Source organism: Brevibacterium album DSM 18261 (assembly GCF_000426445.1).
In the GTDB taxonomy this organism is placed as follows: domain Bacteria; phylum Actinomycetota; class Actinomycetes; order Actinomycetales; family Brevibacteriaceae; genus Brevibacterium; species Brevibacterium album.
In genome coordinates this window covers 35,999-52,547 of sequence record NZ_KE384526.1, presented here as the reverse complement: position 1 = coordinate 52,547, position 16,549 = coordinate 35,999, and the positions used below count along the sequence as shown (strand labels likewise).

Annotated in this window: 14 protein-coding genes; 8 read left to right on the top strand and 6 right to left on the bottom strand. The window is 72.8% G+C overall.

Going from position 1 to position 16,549, the window contains the following annotated elements; all coding sequences use genetic code 11:
* Positions 1-20: 20 nt before the first annotated feature.
* Positions 21-914 (bottom strand): LysR family transcriptional regulator, encoded by an 894-nt coding sequence (locus K318_RS0113665; protein ID WP_029089884.1) that lies wholly within the window; start codon positions 912-914, stop codon positions 21-23.
* 90 nt (positions 915-1,004) lie between these two features.
* Here K318_RS0113665 and K318_RS22035 point away from each other — a divergent pair, with 90 nt between their 5' ends.
* A complete protein-coding gene (locus K318_RS22035; RefSeq protein ID WP_051298030.1) occupies positions 1,005-1,946 on the top strand; it encodes a DMT family transporter in 942 nt (313 codons plus the stop codon).
* Here the strand turns inward: K318_RS22035 and K318_RS22030 are convergent.
* The 4 genes from K318_RS22030 to K318_RS0113640 form a co-directional block, all read right to left on the bottom strand.
* The gene (locus tag K318_RS22030; protein WP_035282092.1) at positions 1,926-3,188 is read right to left on the bottom strand and encodes a CoA transferase; all 1,263 of its coding nucleotides are present in this window, start codon (positions 3,186-3,188) and stop codon (positions 1,926-1,928) included. The two genes, K318_RS22035 and K318_RS22030, sit on opposite strands and share 21 nt — an antisense overlap.
* Positions 3,185-4,744 (bottom strand): MFS transporter, encoded by a 1,560-nt coding sequence (locus tag K318_RS22025; RefSeq protein WP_035282090.1) that lies wholly within the window; start codon positions 4,742-4,744, stop codon positions 3,185-3,187. The genes K318_RS22030 and K318_RS22025 overlap by 4 nt, the downstream gene beginning before the upstream one ends.
* Positions 4,745-4,778: 34 nt before the next feature.
* Positions 4,779-5,423: an NADPH-dependent FMN reductase gene (locus tag K318_RS0113645; protein WP_245579914.1), complete on the bottom strand. Its 645-nt coding sequence runs from the start codon at positions 5,421-5,423 to the stop codon at positions 4,779-4,781.
* 110 nt (positions 5,424-5,533) lie between these two features.
* Complete coding sequence (locus tag K318_RS0113640; RefSeq protein ID WP_029089882.1) at positions 5,534-6,094, bottom strand: Rossmann-fold NAD(P)-binding domain-containing protein; 561 nt, start codon at positions 6,092-6,094, stop codon at positions 5,534-5,536.
* A gap of 130 nt (positions 6,095-6,224) precedes the next feature.
* Between K318_RS0113640 and K318_RS22020 the strand changes: the two genes are divergently transcribed.
* From K318_RS22020 to dapF, 5 genes are all read left to right on the top strand, one after another.
* A complete protein-coding gene (locus tag K318_RS22020) occupies positions 6,225-6,914 on the top strand; it encodes a winged helix-turn-helix transcriptional regulator (RefSeq protein WP_051298029.1) in 690 nt (229 codons plus the stop codon).
* Positions 6,911-7,327, top strand: coding sequence for a VOC family protein (locus K318_RS0113630; RefSeq protein ID WP_029089881.1), 417 nt, complete (start codon positions 6,911-6,913; stop codon positions 7,325-7,327). The genes K318_RS22020 and K318_RS0113630 overlap by 4 nt, the downstream gene beginning before the upstream one ends.
* Before the next feature lie 40 nt (positions 7,328-7,367).
* Positions 7,368-8,018, top strand: coding sequence for a dihydrofolate reductase family protein (locus K318_RS0113625; protein ID WP_029089880.1), 651 nt, complete (start codon positions 7,368-7,370; stop codon positions 8,016-8,018).
* A 25-nt stretch (positions 8,019-8,043) separates the two neighbouring features.
* On the top strand, positions 8,044-11,271 hold the full coding sequence (locus K318_RS22015) for an AfsR/SARP family transcriptional regulator (RefSeq protein WP_051298028.1): 3,228 nt from the start codon (positions 8,044-8,046) through the stop codon (positions 11,269-11,271).
* 61 nt (positions 11,272-11,332) lie between these two features.
* Positions 11,333-12,265, top strand: coding sequence for a diaminopimelate epimerase (gene dapF, locus K318_RS0113615; RefSeq protein WP_245579913.1), 933 nt, complete (start codon positions 11,333-11,335; stop codon positions 12,263-12,265).
* 25 nt (positions 12,266-12,290) lie between these two features.
* Here the strand turns inward: dapF and K318_RS0113610 are convergent, their stop codons facing one another.
* Positions 12,291-12,953, bottom strand: a complete 663-nt coding sequence (locus K318_RS0113610; protein ID WP_029089878.1) for a class I SAM-dependent methyltransferase — start codon at positions 12,951-12,953, stop codon at positions 12,291-12,293.
* 100 nt (positions 12,954-13,053) lie between these two features.
* On the opposite strand from K318_RS0113610, the gene hflX reads away from it, so the two are divergent.
* Both hflX and K318_RS0113600 read left to right on the top strand, forming a co-directional pair.
* Positions 13,054-14,568, top strand: a complete 1,515-nt coding sequence (gene hflX, locus K318_RS0113605) for a GTPase HflX (RefSeq protein ID WP_029089877.1) — start codon at positions 13,054-13,056, stop codon at positions 14,566-14,568.
* Positions 14,552-16,537: an ATP-dependent DNA helicase gene (locus K318_RS0113600; RefSeq protein ID WP_029089876.1), complete on the top strand. Its 1,986-nt coding sequence runs from the start codon at positions 14,552-14,554 to the stop codon at positions 16,535-16,537. Before hflX ends, K318_RS0113600 begins: the two co-directional genes overlap by 17 nt.
* Positions 16,538-16,549 lie beyond the last annotated feature (12 nt).

Below are 16,549 nucleotides of genomic sequence, written 5' to 3'. Positions count from 1 at the left end.
TCAGCCGGCGCTCTGCACGCTCATGCGGTATTCGGTCCCGCGGCCTGCACTGCCAGCTCCAGGGCACGGCGCGCAACGGGAAGGGCATCGGAGGCGGCTGGGGTGAGGGCGTAGATCGTCCGGACGGGGGTGGGAGAGGTGATCGGCCGGGCAACCGCTCCGTGCGGCAGTGAGCGCGCGGCGAGCGACGGCATGACCGAGATGCCGATGCCACGCGCCACCAGCGCCAATGCACTGGGATAGTCGGGAGTCTGCACGCGGAAGACCGGCTGGAATCCCGCTGCTGCGGCCGCGTCCACGGCTGTCTGCCGGCATGAGCCTCCGGCGACGTCGTTGTCGATCCAGTCGTATTCGGACAGGGTGCTCAGCGGGATGCGGTCGCTCGCGGCCAGCGGATGGCCGGCGGGCATGACGACGGCGTACTCGTCCTCCGCGAGGAGGTGTGCGCGATAGCCGGGCGGCGCATGCGCGGTGTCGGGGAGGACGACGAGCTGGAGGTCCGGTCTCGGGTGCCGGGCAGCGTCGAACGAGTCGGCGACGAAGAGCTCCAGCTGTGTCTCGGGGTGTTCCCGGGCGAGGCGTGCGAGGATGTCCGGCATCCACGTGGTGCCCAGGGAGGCGAAGTATCCGATCGTCGCGGTCGTATCGCGGCCCTCGCGCAGGCCGCGCACGTAGTCCTCGAGGACGCTGAGCTCTCCGAGGACCCCGTCGATCCTCCTGGCGAGGGCGAGGCCTTCAGGGGTCGGCTCGATCCCGCGGCCCACCCGAGTGAGGAGGGGGACGCCGGCGGCGCGCTGCAGCCCGGAGACCTGCTGGCTCACGGCAGACGGCGAATAGCCGAGCATCTCCGCGGCTGCGCGCACGGACCCTGTCGCCACCACGGACCGCCACGCCCTGAGCTGTTGGACCTCCATGGGGTGATTCTACTCACTGTTCAGCTCACCTGAACAGTGCATCAGAATTGTTCTCTTTCATTCATCACTGCGAGAGGCCATGCTCGAAGCATGCCCCTCGTTGCGAAGCGTCCTGAGTCCCTTCCGGCGGGAGCCGGATCCCCGCGCGTCCTCGGTGCGGCGGCGGTCACCGTGGTGCTGTGGGCATCCGCGTTCGTGGTGATCCGCGGCCTCGGCGAGCATTTCGGACCAGGTTCCATGGCGCTGCTGCGGATGGCGGTGGGCAGTGCGGTGCTCGGTGCGATCGCGGCTCTCTCCGGGGCGCGCATGCCGTCACTGCGGGATCTGCCGCTCATCGCCGTGTGGGGGATCAGCTGGTTCTCTCTCTACAACCTCGCGCTCAACTGGGCCGAGGTCTTCCTCGACGCGGGCACCGTGGCCATGCTCGTCAACCTTGCGCCGCTGATCGTCATCGTCTTCGGCGCCGTCTTCCTGCGGGAGGGCTTCCCCGGGCCCCTCCTCATCGGGGCTCCCGTCTCGTTCCTGGGGGTGGTGCTCATCGGAAGCAGCTCGTGGACGGGCAGCAAAGCGGTGGGCGGAGTCGTCCTCGCCGTCACCGCGGCCTTCCTCTACGGCGGATCGGCGCTGCTGCAGAAGCGCCTGCTGCGCGACGCCGATGCGACCGCGCTGACGTTCCTCGGGGCACTGGTCGGGACCGCGGCGCTGCTGCCCTGGACCGGCGAGCTCGTGCACGACCTCGCGCACGCCTCGCTCCCCGCGACGCTGGGGGTCGTCTACCTGGGGGTGTTCCCCACCGGCGTCGCGTTCACCACCTGGGCATATGTGCTCTCGCGCACGTCAGCGGGGAGAACGGCTGCGACGACGTATGCGGTCCCCGCGGTCGTCCTCGTGATGTCCTGGCTTCTGCTCGCCGAGATCCCGACTCCGGTGATGTTCGCCGGTGGAGCGCTCTGCCTGCTGGGAGTCTTCATCACCCGCCTCCCCACCCGCCGGGCACCGGCCGGTCGGGTGTCAGCGGGCCCAGGCCAGTGACGCCGCCCCATAGCCCCCGATCGCACCGGTCAGGCTCTCGCCGTCCAGCCGGATCGGGGGCGGAATCGCCTCCAGCCTGCCGTGCGGAGAATCGACCGTCACTGTCTCCGGGGCCGGCACGCCTACCTGCTCCGGCCGGTCCGCTCCGGCCGCGCCCGGGCGCGCGAGCAGCGTCCGGGCGGCTCCGAGCAGGCTTGCGCGGACGAGGCCGCCGCGGCCCTGCGCGAGGAGGGTGAGCACCCCGGCGGCCAGACGGTAGCCGGTCGCGTGGTCCAGTGCCTGGACGGGCAGGGCGCCGGGCCTGCCCTCGTCGTCCGCACAGGTTGTCGCGATGCCCGAGGCCGCCTGCACGATCGAGTCGAACCCGGCGCGCTCGCCCCACGGCCCGCGGTCTCCCCAGGCTGAGAGCGATCCCACGATCAGGTGCGGACGTGTCTCGCGCAGGGTCGCGGGGTCGAGCCCGAAGCGCGCGAGTGCTCTCGGCCGGTAGCCGAGCAGGACGATGTCAGTGCGCGGCAGCAGCCGCTCCCGGACCGTGTGCCCGACGCGTGCCAGATCGGCCACGGCCGAGCGCTTTCCCAGGGAGTTCGACAGGTACTGGCCGATGAGCTCCGGGCGCTGCGGGGGATCGATGCGGAGGACGTCCGCTCCCAGGCAGGCGAGCAGCTGGGAGCAGGTCGGGCCGGCGATGACGCGGGTGAGATCGAGGACGCGGATGCCGGTGAGGGGCAGGTCCGCAGAGCTCTCGAGTGGGCGCGCCTGCCCGGGCTCGACCTGCACCCACGGGTCTCCCGAGACGGCGAGCGCATGAGGATGCGCCGCCCACTCATCGGTACGGCGCACCCGGACCCCGATGCCGCCCGCCTCCGTGACGGCATCCTCGACCTCCTGCGCCTCGCGTCGCAGGAGGGCGCGGGTCAGCTCCTCCCGGTCCGCGACGCCGAGGACCCACTCGATCACGGCGGAATGGTGCGGATAGTTCCCGTGGAGGCGCACCCAGCCCTCGGCTGTCGGGAAGAAGCCCGAGTACGGGGCCCAGGCGGCCAGTGCCCTGCCGTCGACGCGCAGGTGCTCGAGTGCTGCGAAGGCACCGGGAACCCCTGTCACCGAGGTGCGCACGCGCACGCGGAGCCTGCGCGCGGCGACGACCTCCTCGACGGCCGACCGCGCCGCCCCGACTGCCTCGACGGCGAGCCCCTCCACGTCGAGGGGACCGGGCCACCATCGCTGCGGAGTCGTCATGCGGTCATGGTAGCGGGAGGGCGGCGGTCCCGGATCACGAGGAACCAGGTGACGAGGAGGGCGCCGAGGGCCGCGAGGAGGGCCGCGGCGACGGCATATGCCTGGAGGCCGCTCGCCACAGCCGTGTGCACCGCCGTCAGGAGCTCCTGTCCGCCTGCACCCAGCGACTGCGCCGTGCCGATGCCGTCATGGACGCTGCTGAGCGCGGCTTGGCCGGCGGACGGGGGAACCTCCGCCGGCATTGATCCGGACAGGGCCGCCCGGTAGACCGCGATCCCCACAGCACCCCCGGCCGCCGTGCCCAGGGCAGCGCCGAGCTCGCCTGAGACCTCCTGGGCCGCGGCCGCGGAGCCCGCCTGCTCCTCCGGGGCGCCGGCGATGATGAGGTCGCTCACGAGCGCCATGGAGACACCCTGTCCGAGGCCGATGACGGAGAGTGCGCCGATGAGGACCGGCAGCGGTGTCGCGGGGCCGGCGAACACCGCGAGCCCCACTCCGCCTGCGACGGTGATCCCGAGGCCGCAGGTCACCACGACGGCCGGCCGCAGGCGAGCGGCCAGCGCGGGCGCGAGAAGGGCGCCTGCGATGTTGACGACGACATAGGGCACGGTCCACAGGCCCGCCTGCAGCGGGCTCTGCCCCGCGACCCACTGCAGATGCTGGGTGACGAGGTAGAACGCGCCGACCAGTCCGATGCCCGCGAGGAGCAGCGCGAGGAGGGAGACGCCGATGCGCGGATTCGCCAACAGCGTGAGATCGAAGAGCGGATCGTGCAGGCGGCGCTGGCGGAGAACGAACACGACGAGGGCGAGGAGACCGAGCCCGGTGACGAGCACGTTCGGCCAGAGCGCTCCGTCCTCGGTCTCCTGCCCTGCGGCGAGCTCCTGGAGGCCGTAGACGATCGCGAGCATCCCCGCCACCGAGAGCGCCACGCTCGGGAGGTCGAGTGCGGCATGTCCGCGCTCGGTGCGCTCCGGCAGGAGGCGGGGGCCTGCAATGGCGAGCAGCACCATCGGCGGGACGTTGATGAGGAACACGGAGCCCCACCAGAAGTGCTCCAGCAGCGCTCCGCCCAGCAGCGGGCCGAGGGCTCCGCCCGCGGAGAACGCGCTGAACATGATCGCGATCGCGAGCCGGCGCTGCCCGTCGTCGCGGAACATCGTGCGCAGCAGGGAGAACAGCGAGGGCATGAGGGTGGCGCCTGCGATGCCCAGCAGCGCGCGTGCCGCGATGAGCATCTCGGGATTGACGGAGAGCGCCGCGAGGAGCGAGAGCAGGCCGAAGGCGAGCCCGCCGATCAGCAGCAGCCGTCGGGGGCCGATGCGGTCGCCGAGGCGTCCCATCGTCACGAGGAAGCCCGCGATGAGGAAGCCGTAGACGTGGACGATCCACAGCGCCTGCGAGGCACTCGGGTCGAGGGCCGCGCTGAGGGTGGGGAGCGCGAGGAACAGGACGGTGAGGTCGGTGGACAGCGTCAGCATGGGCAGGACGAGGAGCGCGAGGCCCGCCCATTCCCGTCGGGTGGCGCGCAGAGGGGTGGTCGTATCGACGGTCATGATGTGCTCCTCGGGGTCGGGAGGATGCCGGGTCTCAGTCGGACGGGGTCCCTGGGAACGGCTGGCGCGCGCGGCCCTCGCGCAGAGTCGCGGCCCACCATTCGAGCTGATCGAACAGGCGGGCGGCGCGGGCTGCGGCGCGCTCGGCGTCGACGGGGAGGGAATCGTGGTCGAAGGCCTCCCAGAAGTCCGGGAAGGCGACGGCGTAGGAGAGCGCGACGGCATCGAACTCCGCGAAGACCTCGCGCAGCGCCGCGACCGATTCGATCCCGCCGTAGGTGCCGCCGTAGGACACGAAGCCCACCGGCTTGAGCCGCCATTCGGAGAAGAACCAGTCGATCGCATTCTTCACCGAGCCGGGGAAGCTCCGGTTGTAGACCGGGGTCACGACGATGAAGGCATCGGCGGCGTGCAGTCGCCGGCTCAGGGCGGCGATCTGCTCAGGCATTCGCGCATCGGCGCTGTCGCCGCCGAGGACGGGAGGGACATCGGCCTCGGCGAGGTCGATGAGGTCCACCTCGAAGCCCTCCCTCCGGCGGGCCCGGTCCGCGATCCACCGGGCGGGGGCGGGGCCGAAGCGGCCGGTGCGGATGCTGCCGACGATGACGGCGACGCGCACGGGCGTCGCCTGCGCCTCGGCTGCGGCGGTCTCGGGGGTGAGAGCAGGTGACATGGTCATCGGTGATCGACTCCTTCGTGGTTTCACTGCCTGTCGGCATTGATCCTCCGGCGGCGGGGCTTCACCGGGGCTTCGGGAAGGCTTCAGTGCATACCCGAGCGGACGTAGCCTCACAGGCGGTGCTCCCAGGGGTCGAGGCGGCCGGCGATGGCGTACGGGTCGTCGCCGTCCCAGGCGCGCAGCGCCGCCTCTGAGATCTCCGCGTGGGTGAGCCACCGGGAGCCTCCGCGGTCGCTGCGGTAGCCGAGGAGCAGATGCCGCATGGTCCACGGGCGCGGCGTACGGGTCTCCTCCGCCATCACCTCGCGGGGATCCCTGTGCGCGCTTCCCCACAGCTGGAGGACGGTCGCCTCTCGAGACAGCACGCGTTCGAGCTGATCGAACACGGCCTGGCGGTGGGGCGCATGCACCCAGGCGATCGCGCCGGGCAGGGACGCGGGAGGGAAGCCGTGATCGCGCATGGCGGTGAGGGCGCCGTCCGCGAGGCCCTCGGGTTTCCTCCATTCGGCGGTGACGGGGATGAAGCTCCCTGGAACCGGGCCGTCCGGGGCTGCGCGTGCGGGACGGCGGGCGGCGGCCAAGACGGTGTCGCCGCGCTGGGCGAGCGCCCGCACGGCATCGCGGAGCATCCCCGTGCCGCCGATGACGAGCACCGGTTTCCTGCCGTCCATGTTCCTCTCCTCCAGCCTCACGATCGTGTATCGGATCGACGGTGCCTCACGAGGGCTTCGGGGAGGCTTCGGGCAGATTTCCCGGGCTTATATGCTTGCTATTATGGAGTGAACTCCATAATATGAAGTTATGAGCAAGGACTACGGACAGTTCTGCGGGCTGGCGAAGGCGGCCCGGGTGCTCGGGGAGCGCTGGGCGCTGCTGATCATCCGGGACCTGAGCATCGGGTCCCGCCGTTTCAAGGACCTCCACGACGGGCTGCCCGGGGTGCCGACGAGCGTGCTGACGGCGCGCCTGCGCGAGCTCGAGGAGGCCGGCGTGGTGGAGCGCCGCGCGGCTGCACCCCCGCACCGGGGTGTGGTCTACGAGCTCACTCCGTACGGGCGTGAGCTGCAGCCGGCTCTCGATGCGCTGGGCCGCTGGGGTGCGCTCCGCATGGCCGCTCCCGAGCCCGAGGACATCATCACCGGCTCCTCCCTGGCGGCCGCGCTGCGGGCCGGCTATCAGCCCGGTGCGGCCGCCCCGGCCGCGACCTACCTGGTGCATGCCGGGCCGGCCACTGCATGGGCCCACACCGAGGGCGGCGAGCTGACGGTGGGCGCCGGCCCGCCGGAGGCCGATCCGGATCTCGTGATCCGCGCCGGACCGCAGCTCAGACTGCTGCTCGCCGGCCGGCTCTCGCCCGCGGAGGCACTGCGGAGGGGCATGGTCGAGATCGAAGGGCCGCATGCCGCCTTCGAGGCCTTCGCCGCGGCGTTCCAGGTTCCGCTGGAAGCTGATCTCCACTCCGCGGAGACCATCGGGGAAGGAAGATCATGACGACCGCCGTCGAACATCTCATCAGCCTGCCGATCGCCGACCGCAGGCGATCCATGGACTTCTATCGCGAGGCCTTCGGCTTCGAGGCCGTCGGCGTCCCTGAAGCGGACGGGGTGCCTGAACCCCTGCAGTTCCGGCTCGGAGCGCGGACGCTGCTGGTGCTCGTCCCCTCCGGCGGATTCGGATGGGTCCTGGGTGACCGTCCGCTCGCGCCCTACGGTGCGAGTGAGTGCCTGCTGGGCCTGGTGCTGACCGCCGAGGCCGAGGTCGACGAGGTCATCGAACGCGTCAGGCGGGCCGGCGGTGAGGTGAGCGCCGAACCCGCGAACCAGGACTGGGGATACACCGCGATCTGCACCGATCCCGATGGTCACGCCTGGCAGGTCACCGCCGGATCTTCGACGGCGTCCTGACCGGCAGTCCACGATCTCCCGAAGAGGAAGGAAACATCTCATGGAACTCAGCATCAATCTCTTCACCACGTTCGACGGCGTCAGCCAGGGGCCGGGCAGCTCCGAGGAGGACACGCGCGGGGGCTTCACCCGCGGCGGATGGCTCATGCCGCTCTTCGACGAGGGGTGCGGACAGGCCGTCGACGGCTGGTACGAACGCTGCGGGGCCATGCTCCTGGGCCGCAACACCTTCGACACCTTCGCCTCGCACTGGCCGCGGGTGACCGACCCGGACGACAGGATCGCCGCCCACATCAACCGCGATCACAAGTACGTCGTGACGTCCTCGCCGCTGGGCGAGGTCTGGTCCGACACCAGCACCACACTCGGCGAGGGGTTCCTCGACGAGATCGCCCGGCTCAAGGAGACCGAGAGCGACCTCGAGCTGCAGGTCCACGGCAGCGTCCATCTGGCGCGCACGCTGCACGAGGCCGGACTCGTCGACGTCTACCGCTTCCTGGTGGCCCCCGTCGTCGTCGGCTCCGGCTCCGGCCTCTTCGGCGGCGAGGGCGCCCCGGCCCACACGATGAGCGTGCAGCAGGGCTCGGTGACTTCCAACGGGGTGTTCGCCGTGGAGATGAGGCCGCATCCGTTCGAGAACTCCCTGACGCCGACCGTCCAGGACGGTCGGGACGCCGTCGTCGAGAGGTGAGGAGGGGGCACCCTAGACTGAGTTCATGCGGATCGAGGTTCTCGGACCCGTCAGGCTCAGCACTGAGGCGGGCGCGCACGTGGAGGTGGCAGAGCGCCACCTGCGCCTGCTGCTGGCCTCGTTCGCCGCCGCCGGAGAGCCCGTGCCCGCGGACGTCCTCGTCGACCGGCTGTGGCACGAGGAGCTGCCGGCCGAACCCAGGAAGGTGCTGCGGGCCAAGCTGTCCCGACTGCGCACAGCGCTCGACAGGGCAGAACCCGGTGCCCGCGCACTCCTGCGGCACACCCCTGCCGGATACCTCCTCGATCTTCCCTCCGGCAGTGTGGACACCGACCGGTTCCGGGAGAGCCTCGAACGGGCGCGCCGGACCGAGGACGCCCACGAGCGAATCCGGCTGCTGCGCGAGGTTCTCGCGATGTGGCGGGGACAGCCGTTCGGGGACATCGGTGATGCCCTCTGGCTCGCTCCCGTGCTCGCGGAGCTGCGGGACCTGCGCGGCGAGGCCGTCGAGCTGCTCGCCCGGACGCTTGTGGAGCAGGGCGAACCGGAGGGTGCACTGTCCCTCATCGGCGCCGTCATACACGAGCACCCCGCGCGCGAGCGGCTCGTGGCCGCGAAGATGCTGGCCCTCTACCGGCTCGACCGGCAGTCCGAGGCGCTGGAGTCCTTCGAGAAGCTGCGGCACCGCCTCGCCGAGGACCTGGGCGCGGACCCCGGTCCCCACCTGAGCGAGCTGCACGCGCAGATCCTGCGGCACGACCCGGCCCTGTCCGCCCGGACAGAGCCGAAAGCCGTATCGGGACCGGAAGCAGAACCCGGCCCGGCGCCGGAACCCGAGCCGCCTCCGGAGCGAGCCCCGGTGGCCGGCGCTCGCCTCGCCCTTCCAGCGGAGACCGTGCCGCTCATCGGGCGGAGGAACGAGGCCGTCTCGCTCCGCCGTCTGCTGGACGCCTTCCGCCTCGTGACCCTCGTGGGCACCGGTGGTGTGGGCAAGACCCGGCTCGCGGTGCACGTGGCCCGCGAACTCGCAGCCCGCCCCGGGCAGCGGATCTGGTTCGCGGACCTGACCGAGGTCCTCGAACAGCCGCAGCCGGCCGGATCCGAGGCGCCTGTGCGTCCTGTCTCCTGCGAGGACATCGCCGCGCACGTCATCGCCGCACTCGACCTGCCCAAGCGCAGCCTCGGGGTGAGCGACACGGACCAGCTGGCCGCAGTGCTCGAACGGCGTCCCGTGCTCCTCGTGCTGGACAACTGCGAGCATCTGACGGCCGCCGCCGCGGAGTTCGTCGCCGGCCTCCTGCGGAGAAGCGGAGAGGTGCGGGTGCTCGCGACCAGCCGAGAGCCCCTGGGGCTGCCGGAGGAGCAGCTGTGCCAGCTCGACACCCTGGGCACCGAGCCGCCCGGTCCCGGCGAGCTGAGCGCGGCCGCCGAGTTCTTCCTCCGGCGTGCGCAGGCCGGAGACCCGGACTTCCGCCTGGATGCGGCGACCGCCCCCGCGGTCCAGGAGCTGTGCAGGCGGCTCGACGGGCTTCCGCTCGCGCTGGAGCTGGCCGCGGCGCGCCTCCGGGGCATCTCCGCCGCCGAACTGCTCGAGCGCCTCGACGACCGGCTGCGCCTCCTGGCACGTCCCGGCGGCGGCGTGCCCCCGCGTCAGCAGACGCTGCGCGGGACGATCGAGTGGAGCTGGTCCCTGCTCGACGCCCGGCAGCGCACGGTGCTGCGCAGGCTCGCGGTCCATCCCGGCAGCCTGAGCCTCGACGCAGCCGAGGCCGTCTGCGGCGACGGTCCCGACCGCCGCGACGGCGCGGTGTCGGCCGGGCAGGTCGCCCGGACCCTGCTCGACCTGGTCGAGAGGAGCATGGTCGTCAGCGTCCCCACTCCCACCGGCACCCGCTACCGGCTGCTGGAGTCGATCGCCGCCTTCGCCGCTGAGAAGCTCGAGGAAGCGGGGGAGCGGGACGTCGCGGCTCGCCGTCACCTCGACTTCCACCTCCGCCTGGTGCGCGAGGCCGATGCGCACCTGCGCGGTCCGGGCCAGCGGCGGTGGCTGAATCGGCTGGCGGCCGAGCGCACCCAGCTCCGCCACGCCTTCGACGAGGCGGTGCGCACCGCGGACGGCGGCAGTGCGGTGGCGCTGTCCCTCGCCGGCTTCTGGCAGCAGTGGATCTTGGGCTGCCACGATGCCCTCGCCGAGGAGCTCGATGCCGCCGTCGCACTGCCCGGACCCCGGGACGACCGGCATGCCGCCGCGACCGTGCTGTCGGTGTGCATGCACGCCCTCGAGCAGCCTGCGGGGCTCGCCCTCCGCATCGCCGCAGGGCTCGAGCGCTGCGGCGACGGCCTCGCCCGGGCACGCGTCCAGTGGTTCGCGGGAGCCTCGCTGCTCGCCACGGGGGCACGTGAGGCGGGGGAGTCCCATGTCGAGGCCGCCCTCGGCGTGCTGCTCGCGGAGGGGGAGGACTGGGAGGCCGCCGTCGCCGCGAGCCAGCGCGACTGGTTCCGCATCGCCCTGTGTGGCGAGGCTCCGCACGGCCTCCCGGACGGACGCGATCCCGAGGAGCTGCTGCTGGGCATCGGCGACGGCTGGGGAACGGTGCAGGCGCTGAGCGTGCGGCACCGCGCGGCGGAGGTCGCCGGAGACCACCGGGAGGCCGCCGCGGTCGCACGGCGTGCGCTCGGCACCGCCCTCGAGTTCGAGCTGTGGGCCGAGGCCTCGGACTGGCACAGCGCCTGTGCGATCGCGGCCGTGCGCGCAGGCGACCTCACCCGGGCCGCGGAGCACCTGGAGCGGGCGCGGGCGGCGGCACGAGGCAGTGCCTATGCGCACGGAGAGCGTGCGGCCGAGCTCGCCGAGGCGATGCTCGTCCGCCGCCTGGGAGACCTGGACCGGGCGGCGGCGTGCCTCGACGGGTGGCTCCTCGGCGCGGGGATGGAGGCGAGCGCGGATCCCGTCACGAGGCTGGAGCAGGGCTTCCTGGCGGTCGAGCGCGGAGACCGCCGGAGCGCGGAGAGGGCGCTCGGCGCGCTCGGCACCGCACTCGGCCCCAGTCCCTCGGTCGCGATGAGCGCCGCCGCCCTCGAGCTGGCGGCCGGTGTCCGCGCACTGCGCGGGGACGGTGCCGGCGCGGCGGAGGCACTGGATCGCGCCGCCGCCCTCCGCGAGTCCTCGGGCGCGGAACCCTCGGTCGCAGCCGGCTGGGACATCGCCCGGGTGCGCACCCTGGTGGACGCGCTGGACCTCGCGCGCTCGTGAGCGCCTTCCGCAGCGCCGATCGCCTCCCGTGACGCGGGGCGGGGCCCGTAGACTGGTGCGCGTGACGATCGCACAGGTGACCAAGGGACACGGGACCGCCAACGACTTCGTGCTGGTGCACGATCCCGCCGGCCGGGAGAGCCTCGACGCGGACACGGTCCGCGGGCTCACCGACCGCAGGCGCGGCATCGGCGGCGACGGCCTCATCCGCGTGATCCGCTCGGCCGCGCTCGCCGAGTCCGCGACTCCCGAACCGGCTGCGGCCGAGGCCGCCGCGGCGGGCGCCGAATGGTTCATGGACTACCGCAATGCCGACGGCTCCGTCGCGGAGATGTGCGGCAACGGCGTCCGCGTCTTCGCCCACTACCTCGTCGAGAAGCGCCTGGCCGATCCCTCGGCGCCCATCCTCGTGGGCACGCGCGGCGGCGTGAAGGCCGTGACCGTCGTGGACGCGCCCACCGGGAATGCGACGACGGGCCCCTGGTACCGCGTCGAGATGGGCCGCTGGCGCATGCCCGCGGCCGGTGCGGGCCTCGAGGAGCAGGGCTCGGACTCCCGCGTGCGCACCCGCGGCCTCGACGTCGACCGGCCCGCCGTGAGCGTCGACATGGGCAATCCGCACACCGTCGTCGCCCTCGCCGCCCTCGAGGAGCTCATCGCCGCGGACCTCGGCGCGGCACCCGCCGTGGAGCCCGAGCCGTCGCACGGCACCAATGTCGAGTACATCGTCGTCGAGGCCGATGGGGACGGCGACCGGCGCACGGGCCGGCTGCACATGCGCGTGCACGAGCGGGGCGTGGGCGAGACCTTCGCATGTGGGACGGGAGCCTGCGCCTCTGCGCTCGCCGCGCGCTTCTGGGCCGGCGCCGAGGGTCCCGTCGACTGGCTCGTCGAGCAGCCCGGCGGCACGGTGCGGGTCGAGATCGACGGCGACCGGGTGGCCCTGTCGGGTCCCGCCGTCCTCGTCGCCGAGGCGGTCCTCACCGGCAGCTGATCCACCCGCCCCGCGCGGGGTCGGCTCAGCCCGCGCGGTCGACCCGGATCACCCGGAAGCCCCTGCTGTTCCCGACCCGCGCGGCCGTGAACTCCGGTCCCAGTCCGGCGCCGTCCTCGTCGTCCAGCCAGCGCAGCAGGGAATCGGCCCCGAGCTTCTTCGCCACGACGAGGTGTGCGGCCCCGCCGGGCGCCAGGCGCGGCAGCCACTCCCGCAGCATCCCGTGCAGCACCGCCTTGCCCACGCGGATGGGCGGATTCGACCAGATCTGAGTGAACCGCACCTCGGCGGGCACCTGCTCCTCCGTCACGGCACGCACGCACGCCGGCGAGCCGCCGGGCTCTCCGGCCGGTCCCTCCAGACCGAGTGCACGCGCATTGGTCCGGGTGAGCTCGAGCGCCCGTGCATTCACGTCGAGCGCCCAGACCGTGACCGGCGTACCCGCCTCCCGCGCCCGCAGGCCCGCGTCAAGGGCGATGGGCCCCCAGCCGCAGCCCAGATCGAGGAGGTCGCCGGGCACGGGCTCCGGCACGGTGTCGAGCAGCACGCGCGTGCCGGTGTCGACGTGCTCGGGGGAGAAGACGCCGCCGGCGGTGACGACCTCGGCCTCCTGCCCGCCGAGGACGACGCCGATGCGCCTGTGCTCGGCGCGGCTCACGGGCTCCTGGGTGAAGTAGTGCTCGGACATGCCAGCGATTCTAGGCGCAGCGATCCGCAGGCGCCGGCCGGACTGGGGTCCGCCCGAGCCCTGTGGGACAATGAGGGCTCGCCATCACGAGAGGGAGTAGATGACCCGGACCCACGGCAGCCACACGGACGACGCCGGAGACGAAGGAGCGCAGGACCCGGCGATCGAACGCATCCTGGGACGTGCTGCCGCACTGGGCTCGGCGCAGACCTCGGCGGACGAGGCCGAGCAGCTGGACCTGCTCGAGCGCTCCGCGCTGCGCAGGGTGAGCGGGCTGTCGACCGAGCTCGAGGACATCACCGAGGTCGAGTACCGGCAGGTGCGCCTCGAGCGCGTCGTCCTCGCGGGCATCCACGCACCGGGCCGCGTGCGGGAGGGCGAGACGAGCCTGCGCGAGCTCGCAGCACTCGCCGAGACCGCCGGCTCCCAGGTGCTCGACGGGCTCCTCCAGAAGCGCGTCACCCCGGACCCCTCCACCTTCCTCGGCAGCGGCAAGGCCCTCGAGCTCAAGGAGATCGTCGAGGCCGTCGGCGCCGACACCGTCGTGGTCGACTCCGAGCTCGCCCCCAGCCAGCGCCGTGCGCTCGAGGACGTCATCAAGGTCAAGGTGATCGACCGCGTCGCGCTCATCCTCGACATCTTCGCCCAGCACGCGAAGTCCCGCGAGGGCAAGGCCCAGGTCGAGCTCGCGCAGCTCGAGTACCTCCTGCCCCGCCTGCGCGGCTGGGGCGATTCGATGTCCCGCCAGGCCGGCGGCCGGGTCGCCGGCGGCGAGGGCATCGGCTCCCGCGGCCCCGGTGAGACGAAGATCGAGCTCGACCGCCGCCGCATCCGCACCCGCATGGCGAAGCTGCGCAGGCAGATCCGCGCGATGGCGCCCGCGCGGGCGACCAAGCGCGCCGACCGCCGCCGCAACGCCGTGCCCTCGGTCGCGATCGTGGGCTACACGAACGCGGGCAAGTCCTCGCTGCTCAACAGCCTCACGGACGCCGGGGTCATGGTGCAGAACGCGCTCTTCGCCACCCTCGACCCCACGGTGCGCCGCGCGGTGGCCCCGGACGGACGCGACTTCACGCTCACGGACACGGTGGGATTCGTCCGGAACCTGCCGCACCAGCTCGTCGAGGCCTTCCGCTCGACGCTGGAGGAGGCCGCGGACGCGGATCTGCTCATCCACGTCGTCGACGCCTCCCACCCTGACCCCACGGGGCAGATCTCCGCGGTGCGTGAGGTGCTGGCCGAGGGCGAGGCCGCCGAGCTGCCCGAGCTCGTGGTCTTCAACAAGATCGACGCCGTGTCCCCGGACGAGGCTGCGGGGCTCCTGCTCGAGGCGCCCGGTTCGCTCGCGGTCTCCGCGCGCACCGGCGAGGGCATCGAGGCGCTGCGCGAGCGGATCGGGCGGATGCTGCCGGTCCTCGCCCGCGAGCTCACGGTCCTCGTGCCCTATGAGCGCGGTGAGCTGGTCAGCCGCGTCCACGAGCGGGGAACCGTACTCGACGAGCGCTTCCTCGCCGAGGGCACGGTCCTGCAGGCCCGCGTGGACGAGGCGCTGGCCGCCGAGCTCGAGCCCTACCTCAGGCCCGACATGTACGCCGGCGATGACGCAGACGCCTGAGCTGCTGGCCTCCGCCGTCGCCGCAGTGGGCGGGACGGAGCGGGAGGGGCAGACCCGCATGGCCGAGGCGGTGTCCAGCGCGCTGGCCTCGGGCACCCACCTGCTCGTCCAGGCCGGCACCGGGACGGGCAAATCGCTGGCCTATCTCGTCCCCGCGATCGACCATGCCGTCGCGACCGGCAACCGCGTCGTGGTCTCCACCGCGACGCTCGCGCTGCAGGCCCAGATCGTGGACCGGGACCTCCCGCGCCTCGTGCGGGCGACGAGCGCGCAGCTCGGCCGCAAGCCCAGCTACGCCGTCCTCAAGGGCCGGCGGAACTACCTCTGCCGGCACAAGCTCGACGGCGGCTATCCCGATGACGGCGCGGGCATGCTGTTCGACTTCGGCGCGGACCAGGCCGGCACGCGCGGCGGGAGCGCCGGCGGCAGCCGCATGGAGGAGGAGATGCAGCGCGTCCGCAGCTGGGTGCGCACGACGGAGTCCGGCGATCGCGACGATCTGGTCCCCGGCGTCTCGGACCGGACCTGGGCGCAGGTCTCGGTCAACTCCTTCGACTGCCTGGGCTCCAAGTGCCCGGCCTTCGAGGAGTGCTTCGCGGAGCTCGCCAAGATCAAGGCGCACGGTGCGGACGTCGTCGTCACGAACCACGCCCTGCTCGCGATCGACGCCTTCGGGGAGAACGCGGTGCTGCCCGAGCACGATGCGGTCATCGTGGACGAGGCGCACGAACTGCGCGACCGCGTGACGAATGCGCTCTCGGCCTCGCTCACGGTGTCGATGATCGAGCACGCGGCCTCCGCCGTCCGCCGCACGGGTCTCGTGCAGGAGGGCGTCATCGCGCTGCTCGAGACGGCCGGTGCGGCGTTCGGCAGGGCGCTGGAGGCCGCCGAGGACGGACTCGTCCAGCGCTGGCCCGAGGCGCTGTCGGCCGGAGTGGGACAGGTGCGCGACGCCGCCCGCCAGGTGTCCGCGGATCTCGGCTCCGGCACCGGGGCGAAGAACGGGGAGACGGACGCCGATGCGGGCAGGCAGCTCGCGCGCGCCCGCATCCTCGAGGTGTTCGAGGTCGCCGAGCGCATGGCCGAGCCCTCCGGCAACGACGTCGCGTGGGTGTCCCGGTCGACGTTCCGCGAGCGGGTGACCGTCTCCCTCGTGATCGCCCCGCTGTCCGTGGCCGGGACCATGCGCACGGGGATCTTCGAGAAGGCCACCGTCGTCGCGACCTCGGCGACTCTGGCCCTGGGCGGGCGCTTCGACACGGTGGCGGGCTCACTGGGCCTGGCCGGCCCGGAGGCTCCGCGCTATGACGCCGTCGACGTGGGCTCCCCGTTCGACTACGCCAGGCAGGGGATCCTCTACGTCGCCGCGCATCTGCCGCGGCCGGGCCGGTCCGGTGTGGGCGAGCAGGCCTTCGAGGAGCTCCGGGGGCTGCTCGAGGCCTCGGGCGGGGGAGCGCTGGGGCTGTTCTCCTCCAAGGCGGCGGCCCAGGCGGCGGCCGAGGAGATGCGTGCGCGCACGGACCTGCCGATCCTGCTGCAGGGCGAGGACGGCCTGAGCTCGCTCGTCGCCCGCTTCGCCGCCGATGAGAGCGCCTGCCTGTTCGGGACCCTCTCACTGTGGCAGGGCGTGGACGTGCCGGGACCGACCAACCGGCTCGTGGTCATCGACCGCATCCCGTTCCCGCGCCCCGACGATCCGCTCGTGCGCGCCCGCACGGAGAGCGCGCAGCGCGCCGGCGCCAACGGCTTCATGTCCGTGAGCGCCTCGCACGCTGCGCTGCTCATGGCGCAGGGTGCCGGCCGCCTCGTCCGCGCCATGGGGGACCGGGGCGTCGTCGCGGTGCTCGACGAGCGCCTGCGCAGCGCCCGCTATGCCGGTTTCCTGCTCAGCTCGCTGCCGCCCATGTGGCGCACCGACGACCCGCAGGCGGTGCGGGCGGCACTCACCCGCCTCCGGACCGCCGCCTGAGGCGGGTGCGGC